This is a genomic window from Acinetobacter sp. YH12138, assembly GCF_015218525.1.
GTDB lineage: Bacteria > Pseudomonadota > Gammaproteobacteria > Pseudomonadales > Moraxellaceae > Acinetobacter > Acinetobacter amyesii.
In genome coordinates, this window is record NZ_CP048670.1 from 353,453 (window position 1) to 366,709 (window position 13,257).

The following is a 13,257-nucleotide window of genomic DNA, read 5'->3' on the forward strand; positions in this document are numbered from 1 at the left end:
GAGCAATCACTTCAAGGGCATGGATGTGCCCTTGAAGTTGAGTTTATGTTGTGTCTTTTAGCTCGTGTTACCTTCTCATTCATCCATGTTGAATTTGGGTGCATAGATTGCAACAGGGTGGATGATTAGGGTTGTCGAGTTTTTTGTAGTTCAGGATATTGTTCTTGCCAATGTCCCAATTGTTCTTGAGCATGAATAAACTGACCGAGACCTTTGACACTATCACCAGGATTTTTCAATTCACCATCGGCTGTTTGATTTTTCTCACGATAAATTTGTGATTGATTGTCCCAGTACTGGTACATCAAGCCTTGAATGTAACGGCCTTGTTCAGTTTTCATTTCGAGTTCTTTGAGCATATTCAGTGCTGACTGGATGTTGTCACGCTTACGCTGTGTAGCAAATTCATCAGTGAGTTTGCCTTCCTCACGCAGTTTCATCAGCTCATCTTCCATCTCATCGCTAATTTGACTAAAGCTCTCGTCATATTGCGTCAGTAGCGTTAAGTCGTGTAGATCATCTGGGGTCTTGGCAAAGTTTTTAATAGGATCACTATTTAGCTCTTTCATGATTTGATCGTCGGAACTGATTTCACTATTTTGTTCCACCGTTTTAGATGATTTTTCACATGCAGTGAGTCCTAGCACCGTACCCATGAAGAAGACGACACTGAATTTTTTAAAAGAGATTGGCATGAGCATAATCGTGTCCTAATGTGTTTTTCTAAAGATATAGACATGCGTGATATACGGAAAATCAATGAAATCCTGTGCAGTCTTTTGGGTTGATTCAGCCACGATATTTTCAAATTGTTGTTTCAGTTTTTGTTGTTCATCCGTGCTTAACGCTGCAATAAAACTGGTGGACAATAATCGTTTGGAAACCACGTGTTCCACTGTACCATGATGCAATTGTTGAAAGGTGGTTTCGGCAATTAATTTAAATGTTTGCTGCTGCTCAAACACTTTTTGCCATTGCCCACTATGATAACGTGGTGTGTCACCTTCGAGTTCACTCAAGACATCAGCGAGTTGTTTGACCCAATTGACTTGGATATCACGCTGGTTCCAAATCAAAACAAGATCCCCATTGGGAACTAAGATACGACTGATTTCATTGAGGGTTTCAGGGGTGGCAAACCAATGAAAAGATTGAGCACAAAATACCGCTGCCACAGAATGATCATGCAATGGAATCTGATCACTTTGGGCGGCTAAAGTTGTAATATGCGGATGTTTTTTCTGCAATTGTTGCAGCATTTCATGCACAGGTTCGATCGCGGTGATATTTTCACTGAGTGGGCGAATATACTCGAGAAATTTGCCTGTACCTGAGCCTAAGTCCACCAGATGGGCTTGAGGGGCTAAAGCTAAATGTTGTTGTAGCCACGCACTGATTTCAATCGGGTAGTCAGGGCGGGCTTGTTGATAGAGTTCAGCTGCAGAGCTAAAGCCTTGTTGTGCGGCAGGATGTATTGAATGTGTCATATTCTGCACTTTTTAATCTGTATGGCCTCTATAAAATAGCATATTCGGAACAAGATAAACTTTGAATGCAACAAGGAAGGAAAAGCGTGACGCAACAAGGACTGGAGCAAAGCACAATGGAAAAGCACATCATTTTTGAAGATGATCAAATTCGTGTCATTTTTCAGCCTGGCAATTCTCGTGAGCTTATTTTCTCCTTCGGTGATTTGATTACCCGTGCCAAGGGTTTGAACATCAATGCCGAGAAGTCTTTGCAAAAATATGATTTTAATGTGATCGGTATGATGCCGAAACAAAAATCGTGGTTTCCAGCATCGTCAATGCAACCGATGTATCAAGCCATCAAGCCGATCCTCGAACAATTTGAGCTGCGAATTGCCTATGGTGGTTCCATGGGCGGCTATGCGGCCATTAAGTATGCCAATTTATTTGGATTCCAGCGTGTGGTCAGTATGGTGCCGCAGTACTCCATAGACCCAGAAGATATTGTCGATACACGCTATGGCATGTTCTTTCAACCTAATCTGCATGCCAATATGCGAGTACTTGCTGAAGACGTATCGACTACACGTGAATATATCGTGGTGTATGATCCTTATTGTCCAGAAGATCGCGCGCACTTTGAAAAATTACAGGCTTTAATTCCGCATGTGCATGTGTTGCATCTGCCGTTTACAGGGCATGATGCCATTGCGGTATTGGCGAGTTCTGAACTGTTAAATGATTTCTTGAGACATCCTTTTGATGCGCCGTATTTTTATCAAAAAATGCGTCGGGTTAAGAAAAACAGCAAATTTTATTATCGAAAAGTCATCGAAAATTTACTGACACGCCATCGTGATGCTTTGGGTGAAATTTTAAAAAGCAATTCGTTTCAGCTTGACCCTCAATTTTTTGATGCCAAACAAAAGCAGACCTTATTGCGAGTATTGTTTAATAACAAACAAGTCAGTGAGCAAGATCTGCAAAAGTTGGGGATCACAACTTTTGTGCCACAGGATAATCGTAACCTGTTACTCGACCAGTTTGAACATGGTTTAGTGTTTAATGTGATTAGCCAAAAAATTGAAAGCTATGCAGCTGGTGTAATTGCGCTGAATCACAAGTTTTTGATTCCTTTGCAGCCGAAGGGCACAGGCCTGGTATACGTACAAGTCCAAGATGAGCGTTACATGGTGGTGATGAATGACCGTCAGGTAATGAAATTGGTCTTAGCTCAAGATGAGCTTGCGACTGGTATGCATCCGATTTTAATGCAGAAATATGTGGGCTATTACACGCTGAACTATAAGGAACTGCGTTTGAGTAGTGATGAATTTGGTCAAGTCTTCTTTGTGGAAAATGCCGATGCATCTTGTCAGTTCGTGGTGCAACCCGAACAAATTTAAGCTCGACATTGGGTTGAAAATCCAAAGCTTGCTAATTTGTAGGAAGAGATTATGATGAGAGAAAGGCAGTATAAAAAACAATCATACTGCCCAAAACATCATAAGGAATATGAGGGGTATCAGTATGCATTCAACACAGATGCTTGCTGTATTATTCATCTTAGTGCTGACCATGGGTTCAGCCTATGCACAGGGGGTTAGTTCAAGCATACTGATTTTTAGCAGCAGTATGTTGTTGCTTACGATACTGACCATTTATGTCATACTCAAAATTCGAAATTCACTGCAACATCATCTCGATAAACCCGCGAAATAGCGGGTTTTTTATATGCTGTTCGATTGTACTTTGGTGCATCACAGGTTTTAATCATCCACAATCGAATTTTTATAATCGGCCAGAAGGGAAGCAGCCATGAAAGCGGTATTTCTAGATTATCAGTCTCTAGATAAACAGGACTTAGATTTTAGCGGACTAGAAGCACAGTTTGATGACTTGACGCTCTATCCCGTAACAACGGCTGCAGAGGTTGCTCAGCGCATACAAGAGGCTGATGTGATTATCAGCAATAAAGTACACATCAATGCTGAGCACATGCAGCTCAATCCGCAATTAAAACTGATCTTAATTTCTGCCACTGGCACCAATAACGTTGACCTTGTACACGCACAGCAACAAGGCATCGTGGTGTGTAATTGCCAAGCTTATGGCACCGCTGCGGTCGCACAGCATACCTTGATGTTAATGTTGAACTTGGCGACATCATTTCGACAGTATGATCGGGCGGTCCAACAGGGAGATTGGCAAAAAGCAGATCAGTTCTGCTTACTAGATTTTCCAATTATTGAGTTGGCTGGTAAGACTTTGGGGATTGTCGGCTATGGCGAATTGGGTCAAGCCGTGGCACATTTGGCTAAAGCGTTTGGCATGAAAATTATGATTGGCGCGCTACCGAATCGACCTATGGTGGCTGAGCGAGTGGCCTTTTCTGAGATGTTAGCGCAGGTCGATTTTCTGAGTTTGCATTGTCCTTTAACTGATGAAACTCGTGATTTACTCAATCATGAAAGCTTGGCTCAAATGAAAGCATCGGCCTTTGTGATCAATTGCGCACGAGGTGGTGTTGTCAATGAAACTGCATTAGCCGAGGCATTGAAATCAGGAAAGATTGCAGGTGCGGCAACCGATGTCTTGACGGTTGAGCCACCTAAGCAGGGTAATGTGTTGCTTGACCCAAGTATTCCAAATTTAATTATTACTCCACATAGTGCATGGGGCAGCGTCGATGCAAGACAACGTATCGTGCAGCAAATGGTTGAAAATGTAGAGGCCTTTAAAGCGGGGATGGTCATTCGGCAGGTGAATTAAAACGAGTTTAAGGAACCTTATTTTTGAACAAAGCTCTATATAAATAGGGATGTCTATGCAGGTCGATCTTGCCAATAAAAAAAGTTTAAGATTATTTTGCATGCTGATTCTCTTTACCACATGCATTACTTGGGCATGGTACAGTTATGTACTAAATATCAGTGAAAATTATTTATTCCAGAACCCCGATTTTGAAGTTCATAAATTTATGCCGACCTTACAAGTTGTGCTGGTTTCGGTATTTTTTATTGCGCATTTCGTCTTAGCACTTATTGATTTTTTAAATCGCTATTGGTACTGGGGGCTATGGCTTGTTGTGGCGCCTATTATTGTGGTACAGGTCTATTTTTCCGTCTTTGGAGAGGTTGCGCATATTGATCGTTTATCAGTCTGGGTTGACTATCCATTTTGCCTGTTGATGCTTATTCAAATCTGTACAGCATTGTTTGTACGTAGGCGATATCTCAAACCTGCTTCTTAATGCTTAATTTAATAGCTAAATTTGAGTTGATGAAATTCACCTATTCGCTAGGTAGATCTTAGAGAATATATAAAGGAAGCTTCTAGCATTTTTTCAAAAATTTAGCATTGAAATGATTTTTGATCCGCTCAAATTCAAGTTCAGTCTTGATACTGTTTGGCATCATGATTCGTAAATAACTTTTTTCAAGTTTAAAAGGCTCTTTGGTATTGGGTACAGGATTAAAGCCACCATTTGGGTAGATCAAATTTGTCTCATAGGCACGTAAAATCTGATCATTGTGAAAATAATAACTTGTTAGGGATTGATTAGATTCTCCAAAAAGATAAAGATTAATTTTGCATTGACCGTCAAGTTGATACAACGTCGCTTCATTGCCTTCAGTCGATTTGTATTCTTCGTCATCTAGCATCTCTAAGGTTTGTAATAATTTACCTTCGGCATCATGGTTATATTGGTATGAATCGTACAATTGGGGAAAAATAGTCTGCAACTGTGGATAACTTTTCAACAATTGTGGAAAACGTTGTAAGCCAATCACAGAGCCAACGCAGAGCAGAATGCCAAGCAAGATACCAAATAAAATTCGCATTTTTTCTCATTAATTCATTGTTTTTATAGGCATAGGCCAAAGACCAAAAGCATTCAATTTTGGTTTTAAAAAAGCCCAACCAAAGTTGAGCTTTTAAATGTACTGTTAAATTATAAATCAGTCACAGGATAGGTTGTAGACGTCGAACTCGAAGGATAGCTACTTTGAGGATATTGATTGTTATTTTGCCCCGCATTGTTGCTTGGAGTCGTATTGATCGTATTGCCTGAAGACGGTTCACTCAATGACTGTTGGCTAATGGGCGCAGGTTGGCTGGTTTTGCCTGTGATATTTTCACGGGTTTGCTTCAATTTTTCATTCACGTTTTGAGTGGCTTGCTGTGCGCCCTGATCAACCTGTTGTACTGTATTTTGTGTAGCAGTTTTCGTATTGTCCCAAGCTTGGTCAACCGAAGGCTTAATTTTAGAAATTCCACGTTCAGTCATTTCGCCAATATTTTTAGCAGCACCGACCACGCCTTCTTGGGCTTTATAGGCCCACACATGCAATAAATTTGGATTATCACCATAAGGGCTCACAGGCTTTTTCGCTTGTTGCTCAGTACTTTGCGCTGCTGTGTTATCTTGTGCCCAAAGCATGGGTGTCGTGAATATTAAGCTTAGGCATAACGTTGCTTTTAATGAAATCTTCACAGCTTCACCTCTGAATTTTATAGATTTTCTATCTGATGAATGGTTTTAACGCATTATAGGAAAAATTGCAGCGAAAAAAACTTGCCGTAGCAAAATCAATACAGCAAATGACAGCTTTGTACACGTTTGTATTTTGCATAAGGTAAAAAAGGCCCACCGAAGGGTGAGCCTACTCTCTGGAGGAGAGGGTATGAAAGCCAGTTTACTTATTTGTGAGCACCTAAGCTGGCTTCATGTGAGCTATGGACTTCAGCTTGTGCGACAGGCGTTTGCAACTGTACATTGCTACTGCCACTCACATTGGCTTCTTGACCTTTTTGGAAATTCGCTTTGGTTTGTTGCCATTTTTCACTGGCAAATTGGCGACCTTCCTGAGCTTTTTCACCTAAATAGCTCTTGGTTTGATCAACTTTATTGTCGACATTGCTTTTACGTTCATCGAGTTTTGCTTTGTCTTTTGCAGCTTTTTCATCGAGCTGTGCTTTACGATCATCAAGCTTGGCTTTGTTTTGCTCAGCTTTGGCATCGATCTTGGCTTTCGCTGCATCCGACTTTCCATCTTTAGACTGTTTTAGCTCAGCCCATTTATTTTTTGCATCTTGCTTTTTGTCGGTACTGAATTCTTTGGTGTCTTGCCATTTTTCTTGGGTGAATGTTTTGGTCTTATCGACGCCTTTCTCAATTTTGTCACCCGCTGTATGCGCAGCCTGATTAATGTCTTGTTTTAGATTTTGCAGTACAGACGGTTGCTGTGTTTCAACTTTCGCATTGGCTTCTACTGCGGTGTTCGCAAATAGTGGAGTGGTTGCGAATAATGCTGCGGTGATCAGTGTTGTTTTAAATAAAGGTTTCATCTTTGCAATTGTCCTCTTTTATTGAACGCTGCTGTTGCACTCAGCATTTGCGCTTTTGGAGCAGAGGACATCTTAAGAGTAAAAAAAAGCAAAAAGTGGTTTTGTGCGATAAGTCACACAATGCGATAACAGCTCAGATACGCGGAAGTTTGAAATGTGGAAACTTGGTTAAGTTAATGCATTATTGTAATTTTATGAAAATACAGTGGCTTATATGTGTTTTGCGCGTTGCTGTGGTGTGGTGCTAGTTACGATTTTCGTGATTAAAAATTATGGGTTTGAACGAATTATTGTTCAAGATTCAAGGAAAAATGAAACCATACCTCCATTTTGGAGATATGGTTTTTATTATTTATTCACATTGTGTAAGTGCATCTTTTGCAAAATGACCACGTAATGCAAGGAAGTTCTTTTGTACATCCGCTGCATTTAAATCAAAATTGTGTGCTGAACTTGTACCATCTTTGGCAAAGGTTGCTGTACCACCTGAAATGAGGGTTAAGCCTTTAAATGACCATTGTTCAACCGATTTTGCTTCTTCTAAATTGCCTGTAAATTCAATCACGCATTTATCTACAAATTTAGTCAGTTTTGCCTTGTTATCCGTAGTATCTGGGTAGACATCAATGTTTTGAACTTCTTGTAATACACCAGTTTCAAGTTGTGGAATCGTTGGTGCAGATGTACATGCAGAAAGTGCGATACCCGCAAGACCAGTCAAAATGAATGCTTTCAATTTCATAAGTTTCTTTCTTGTTGAGTGTTGTTGGATTGAGTATAGGGAATTGGTGAAGTATTGGCTATTCCTTAAAAGGTTAATTTATCCATTCAATAACATCTTGGAGGTGGTCGAAATCGTGTACTAGGTTTTCAATCGAACTCGTATCACTTAACAAAGCAGAGTTGAACTGTCTCCATTCGGTTTCACTTTTTGAATTAAATCCATAAACTGATTCAATATCCCCACTTTTCCAAATATAGATGTTTTTTTCTTTTAAAGAATCATGGATGCTTTTGATAATTGTATTAGCCTCAGGCATAGTAGCTAATATATTAAATTTTTTAGCTTTTATTTGTTGTAGAGAAGAACAGGTTATTGTGTGCTGTATATCAATATTTAAATCACAATGATCTTTATTTTTTTCAGTAAGTTTTCTAAAATTTTCAAAAAATTCACTATTACTATCATCAATTAAGTCCCAGAAAGCACAATTACCAATAAAATCTAAATCAGCAATAATACGTACAGGTATGCCTAAAGCTTCAATAACTTTTTGCATAGGAATTAGGCTTCCTTTACCTTCTACTGCAATTAAGGCAATTTTTCTTAAATGGAATGGTCTATTCTTAAGTTTTGAATAAATATTTGGTAAAACGCGCAATTCGGTTTTTCCTTCTACCAATAGAACCTCGTCACTAAAGAAAATTTGCGAAGCATTATTTAATTTAAAAGCATCATTAAGTTGCGCAAATCGATCTTGATATATCTTTTCAATAATGTTTGAAATAGGTTGTCTAGCCTTTGTACCTAATTCCGTATTTTTGTATATTTGAATTGCGTTGATAGCATAATTTGCACAAAGTAAACTTGCCGAGTGGGTTGAAAAAACTATTTGGTAACCGGCTTCACTTAAAGTAATTAGGGCATCCCGGACTAATTCAATCGTTGTAGGGTGTAAATAAAGTTCGGGTTCATCAATACAGATAATTGTGTTTGATCTTCTTAAATTTGGGTTGTTTTGTTGAATGTCGGCCAAATATCGAATCAATGCCATTTGTATTGAACGCTGAGTTCCATGTCCAAAGTTTGCAAAATCTCTTTCGGTTGTTTTATCTTCAAAAATTTTAATAGTCCCACTTTTGAAAATATCTTCAATAGTTGGGGTTGGAAAATGCAATTTGATTGAAATATCAGGAAAAAAATTGTTCAAAATACTATTTATACCTTGATCTACATTTGAGAGTGCTCCGATACGCTCTGCCCCATCATGTGATAGTAAATTAGAAACTTGCGCTAAACTTGATGTGAATTGTTCTTGATAATGTTCTTGAATTTCTAGGGATATGAGATCGAGAAGCTTCGATATGGCAGTTCCACTTTTATTTTTTGTTGAATCTTCCTGTGCATCACTCATCGCTTCAACGTGTATGAACTTAGGAAAGATTTTTATAATTGATTGTTCTATACCTGATTGGATAGATTTCCATGTATTACCATCAAACAGTGTAACTACTATTTTTTGCCTACCATTTTCTATAAATGTTTTTCGTTGAATTCTTAACTCTTTATTTATTATAAAAGGTCTAAGCTTCGTAGCATGATCATCATCTAATAGTATTAATAAATCATCTTCAATATTTGCCAAAGTTGCTATTACTATAATTGGTTCATTCTGATTATTTGCATTAATATAATAATTAAATGTTTTAGCGCTAAGACCTTCTAGTAAAAATTTTATGCCAAGAATTATATTGGATTTTCCTGCGTTATTATAACCAATCAATGCTGTAAAATTTTTTAGAAAAATATTTGTCTCTTTACATGATCTAAAATTTTTTATTTCTAACTCTTTGATGATTACACTCATGTTATTTCCCCCCGAAATTTAAAAATTTTTTATAGGGTTAAAATAAGAAAACCCGCTATTAAAATAGCGTGTTTTTGGTTAAATTTCAATCAGTTGAGGCTTTGGCGTTATATCACCTAAATTTCAGCGGCTATCATAAAAACACATGTCCTTGAACCACTCAATATTTCCATCAAATCTTCGGCAAAAAGAACAACAACAAAAGGCCACCCAATACTCCACCGATAATGAGCCAATCTTTCTTACGCATATCAGCAACACGAATTATTGAAAAATACAGACTGCTAAAAAATAGAAAAACAAAGACAAATAGCACGAGGGGATTATTGAATATAAATTTAGTACTGCCAAATAAAACGAAAATGGTTGTGCTCGACAACCAATACACCAAACTTAAAACAAATTTTGAAAGCGTTAAGTAACGCACAGTGCGGTCTAATCTTGGCAAACTGACCGTAACGATGACGATTCCAATAAATCCACCCAAAACAGAAATAATCAAAAAGAATAAAGCCCCCATATCTGGCTTGGTTGGAATGTATGGATAAACCTTCCAAAGGTAAAAGCTGCATGCCATCAGTACTGCATGTAAAATAAAAAGATAGAGATCTGGGCGGTAAGGATGATTGACTGTAATACTTTTCATATATTCTTCTTATTAAAAAATCCCGCTATTTCTAACAGGATTCTACCTAGATTTCAAATGGCATAAAAAAACCCGCTCTAAAGCGGGTTTTTAATGAATACTTAAACTTAGTGTTGTAACACCGAAATATCAGCCACTTTCGTGAACAAGTCACGAAGCTGTGCAAGCATACGTAAACGGTTTGCTTTCAGGTCAGCATCATCCGCCATCACCATTACACCGTCAAAGAACGCATCCACTGGCGCACGAAGTGCAGCAAGTGCAGACAATGCAGCAGTGTAGTCTTTAGCAGCAAATAACGGCTCAACTACAGGTGTGATTTTCGCAAGTTCAGCGAACAATGCTTTTTCAGCATCTTCAACCAAGTTCGCTTCAACCACAGCGCCTTCAGGTGCAGCTTCTTTTGCAAGAATGTTTGCAACACGTTTGTTTGCAGCGGCAAGTGCAGCAGCTTCAGGTAAGTCACGGAAATGATTTACCGCATTTACACGTTTATCAAAATCAAGTGGCGATTTTGGAGAAAGAGCTTGAACAGCTTGAATCACATCTACAGCCACGCCTTGGTCTTCGTATTTCGCACGGTATCGACCTTCAAGGAATGCAACAGCATCCGCTAAAGTTTTATCGTGGTCTTTCAATACATCGCCATAAGCAGCAAGTGCAAGTTTGATTAGATCTTCAATCGAAACATCTAAATCATTTTCAGTCACAAGACGCAAAATACCAATGGCAGAACGACGTAGTGCAAATGGGTCTTTAGAACCTGTTGGCGCCTGACCAATACCAAAAATACCTGTCAATGTATCTAGACGGTCAGCAAGGGCAAGCGTTGTACCTGTCTTGGTTTTTGGTAAAACGTCACCTGCAAATTTAGGTAAGTATTGTTCACCTAAAGCTTGTGCCACTTCATCATTTTCTCCTTCAATACGTGCGTAGTAAGTACCCGCAATACCTTGAAGCTCTGGGAATTCACCCACAAGTTCAGAGGTTAAGTCGCATTTTGCAAGGAGTGCAGCTTTTTCAGCATCTGCTGGGTTTGCCCCAGTGATTGCAGAAAGTGCAACAGCCAAAGTCGCGATACGTTCAGACTTGTTCCATAGTGTGCCAAGTTCTGCTTGGAAGACCATGTTCGCAAGTTTCTCTTTACGAGAAGCAAGCGGTTGTTTTTGGTCTTGTAAGAAGAAGAATTCAGCATCCGACAAACGTGGACGCACAACTTTTTCGTTACCTTCAATAATTTGTGTCGGGTCTTTCGACTCAATGTTTGACACGGTAATGAAGTAAGGTTGAAGTTTATTGTCGGCATTTACTAAGCAGAAGTACTTTTGGTTGTCCTGCATCGTGGTGATGAGTGCTTCTTGAGGAACAGCAAGGAAGCGTTCTTCAAAGCTTGCACGAAGCGCAACTGGCCATTCAACCAATGCTGTTACTTCGTCACGTAAGTCCGCAGGGACAATCGCAATGGCATTCACTTCATCCGCCAAAGCTTTGACTTGTTGGTCGATGATGGCTTGGCGCTCTTCAAAGTTTGCAATCACTTTTGCAGTACGAAGGACATCAAGATAAGCATCGGCATTTGCAAGTGTAATTGCTTCAGGAGCATGGAAACGGTGACCATAAGTCACGTTGCCTGCTTGGTGATCTTGAATGGTTGCATCAATTACATCACTGTCTTTCAACAACACAACCCATTTTACAGGACGTACAAACTCAGTACGGCTTGCCGCAGAACGCATGCGTTTTGCGATAGGGAGGTTATCTAAAGCGTGTTGTAAAATTTGAGGAAGTAAAACATCAAGGCTTTGACCTTTCACATCTTTTAAGTAGCACACTTTTTCAACTTTACCTGCTTGGAAAGTTGAAACTTGATCAACCGTAATGCCTTGACCACGCATAAAGCCTTCAAGTGCTTTAGTTGGTTTGCCTTCGGCATCAAATGCTGCTTGTTTTGCAGGGCCGTCGAAACGTTTTTGAGTGTCGGCTTGTGCACCGTCTACATTGACAATTTTCAATGCAAGGCGACGTGGTGCTGCATATGCTTCGATTGAATCGAATGCTAGACCTGCGTCTTTTAAGCCTTTTAACGTTTCTGCATGTAGCGCATCACGTAATTTTTTTAAACTTTTTGGTGGAAGTTCTTCGCAGCCTAATTCGAACAATACTGTATGTTTAGACATTATTTGCTCTCCTTAGATTCTACTTTTGCTTCCGCTTCAACTTGTGCTTTTAACTGAGCTAATACTTCATCACGTAAAGCAGGTTCTGCCATCGGGAAGCCCAGCTTCGCACGCGCAGCGACATAACTTTGGGCAATCGCACGAGCCAATGTACGTACACGTAAAATATAACGTTGACGTTCAGTTACTGAAATTGCGCCACGTGCATCAAGTAAGTTAAAGCTATGCGATGCTTTAATTACTTGTTCATAGGCAGGCAGTGGAAGTTCAGCTTCCATTAAACGAGTCGCTTCAGCTTCATAGAAGTCGAATAATTCAAACATTTTTTCAACGTTGGCATATTCAAAGTTATAGGTTGATTGTTCAACTTCGTTTTGGTGGAACACGTCGCCATAAGTCACTGTACCAAACTGACCTTTCGTCCAAACCAAATCGTAAACAGAGTCTACACCTTGGAGGTACATTGCTAGACGTTCTAGACCGTAAGTGATTTCACCTGTCACAGGGTAGCACTCAACACCGCCGACTTGTTGGAAGTAAGTGAACTGAGTCACTTCCATACCGTTTAACCAAACTTCCCAACCTAAGCCCCAAGCACCCAGTGTTGGAGATTCCCAGTTGTCTTCCACGAAACGAATGTCGTGAACAAGGGTATCAATACCAATGGCTTTTAATGAATCTAAGTACAACTGTTGGATGTTGTCTGGGTTTGGCTTCAACACGACTTGGAACTGGTAGTAGTGTTGTAGACGATTCGGGTTCTCACCATAACGGCCATCTTTAGGACGACGAGAAGGCTGAACATAAGCCGCGTTCCAAGTTTCAGGGCCTAAAGCACGTAGGAAAGTTGCAGTGTGGAAAGTACCTGCACCCATTTCCATATCGTAAGGTTGTAACACTACACAACCTTGTTCAGCCCAGTAGTTTTGTAAGGCAAGAATTAAGCCTTGGAAGGTATCAATATGCGATATGGCGCGACTCATGGTCATCCACTTAAAATTAGATAAAAATTGTGCTCAATTATA

The 13,257-nt window shown here is 39.6% G+C and carries 14 protein-coding genes; 4 read left to right on the top strand and 10 right to left on the bottom strand.

What is annotated here, in order from left to right; genetic code table 11:
• Positions 1 to 125: 125 nt before the first annotated feature.
• Both G0029_RS01670 and G0029_RS01675 read right to left on the bottom strand, forming a co-directional pair.
• Positions 126 to 695 carry a hypothetical protein gene (locus G0029_RS01670; RefSeq protein WP_180106405.1) on the bottom strand — a complete coding sequence of 190 codons (570 nt, stop codon included), beginning with the start codon at positions 693 to 695 and terminating at the stop codon, positions 126 to 128.
• 15 nt (positions 696 to 710) lie between these two features.
• Complete coding sequence (locus G0029_RS01675; protein WP_180106220.1) at positions 711 to 1,487, bottom strand: class I SAM-dependent methyltransferase; 777 nt, start codon at positions 1,485 to 1,487, stop codon at positions 711 to 713.
• Between the two features lie 116 nt (positions 1,488 to 1,603).
• Between G0029_RS01675 and G0029_RS01680 the strand changes: the two genes are divergently transcribed.
• The 4 genes from G0029_RS01680 (at position 1,604) to G0029_RS01695 (ending at position 4,722) form a co-directional block, all read left to right on the top strand.
• Positions 1,604 to 2,875 carry an alpha/beta fold hydrolase gene (locus G0029_RS01680; protein ID WP_180106407.1) on the top strand — a complete coding sequence of 424 codons (1,272 nt, stop codon included), beginning with the start codon at positions 1,604 to 1,606 and terminating at the stop codon, positions 2,873 to 2,875.
• 124 nt (positions 2,876 to 2,999) lie between these two features.
• Positions 3,000 to 3,191: a hypothetical protein gene (locus G0029_RS01685; RefSeq protein ID WP_078189765.1), complete on the top strand. Its 192-nt coding sequence runs from the start codon at positions 3,000 to 3,002 to the stop codon at positions 3,189 to 3,191.
• A 96-nt stretch (positions 3,192 to 3,287) separates the two neighbouring features.
• Positions 3,288 to 4,241, top strand: a complete 954-nt coding sequence (locus G0029_RS01690) for a 2-hydroxyacid dehydrogenase (protein WP_180106222.1) — start codon at positions 3,288 to 3,290, stop codon at positions 4,239 to 4,241.
• Between the two features lie 100 nt (positions 4,242 to 4,341).
• Positions 4,342 to 4,722 (top strand): hypothetical protein, encoded by a 381-nt coding sequence (locus G0029_RS01695; RefSeq protein WP_180106224.1) that lies wholly within the window; start codon positions 4,342 to 4,344, stop codon positions 4,720 to 4,722.
• A gap of 82 nt (positions 4,723 to 4,804) precedes the next feature.
• Here G0029_RS01695 and G0029_RS01700 read toward each other — a convergent pair whose 3' ends face one another.
• The 8 genes from G0029_RS01700 to glyQ all read right to left on the bottom strand — a co-directional run bounded on the left by G0029_RS01700 (position 4,805) and on the right by glyQ (position 13,215).
• Positions 4,805 to 5,314: a hypothetical protein gene (locus G0029_RS01700; protein ID WP_078189762.1), complete on the bottom strand. Its 510-nt coding sequence runs from the start codon at positions 5,312 to 5,314 to the stop codon at positions 4,805 to 4,807.
• A 110-nt stretch (positions 5,315 to 5,424) separates the two neighbouring features.
• The gene (locus tag G0029_RS01705; protein WP_180106409.1) at positions 5,425 to 5,913 is read right to left on the bottom strand and encodes a hypothetical protein; all 489 of its coding nucleotides are present in this window, start codon (positions 5,911 to 5,913) and stop codon (positions 5,425 to 5,427) included.
• Positions 5,914 to 6,173: 260 nt separating this feature from the next.
• The gene (locus G0029_RS01710) at positions 6,174 to 6,821 is read right to left on the bottom strand and encodes a hypothetical protein (protein WP_180106226.1); all 648 of its coding nucleotides are present in this window, start codon (positions 6,819 to 6,821) and stop codon (positions 6,174 to 6,176) included.
• A 352-nt stretch (positions 6,822 to 7,173) separates the two neighbouring features.
• Positions 7,174 to 7,563, bottom strand: a complete 390-nt coding sequence (locus G0029_RS01715) for a hypothetical protein (protein WP_180106228.1) — start codon at positions 7,561 to 7,563, stop codon at positions 7,174 to 7,176.
• A 73-nt stretch (positions 7,564 to 7,636) separates the two neighbouring features.
• The gene (locus G0029_RS01720) at positions 7,637 to 9,409 is read right to left on the bottom strand and encodes an AAA family ATPase (protein ID WP_180106229.1); all 1,773 of its coding nucleotides are present in this window, start codon (positions 9,407 to 9,409) and stop codon (positions 7,637 to 7,639) included.
• Positions 9,410 to 9,581: 172 nt separating this feature from the next.
• Entirely contained in the window at positions 9,582 to 10,055 is a 474-nt protein-coding gene (locus G0029_RS01725) for a hypothetical protein (protein WP_180106231.1), read from the bottom strand.
• Positions 10,056 to 10,162: 107 nt separating this feature from the next.
• Positions 10,163 to 12,232: a glycine--tRNA ligase subunit beta gene (gene glyS / locus G0029_RS01730; protein ID WP_180106233.1), complete on the bottom strand. Its 2,070-nt coding sequence runs from the start codon at positions 12,230 to 12,232 to the stop codon at positions 10,163 to 10,165.
• Positions 12,232 to 13,215: a glycine--tRNA ligase subunit alpha gene (gene glyQ / locus G0029_RS01735; RefSeq protein WP_078192785.1), complete on the bottom strand. Its 984-nt coding sequence runs from the start codon at positions 13,213 to 13,215 to the stop codon at positions 12,232 to 12,234. Before glyQ ends, glyS begins: the two co-directional genes overlap by 1 nt.
• Positions 13,216 to 13,257 lie beyond the last annotated feature (42 nt).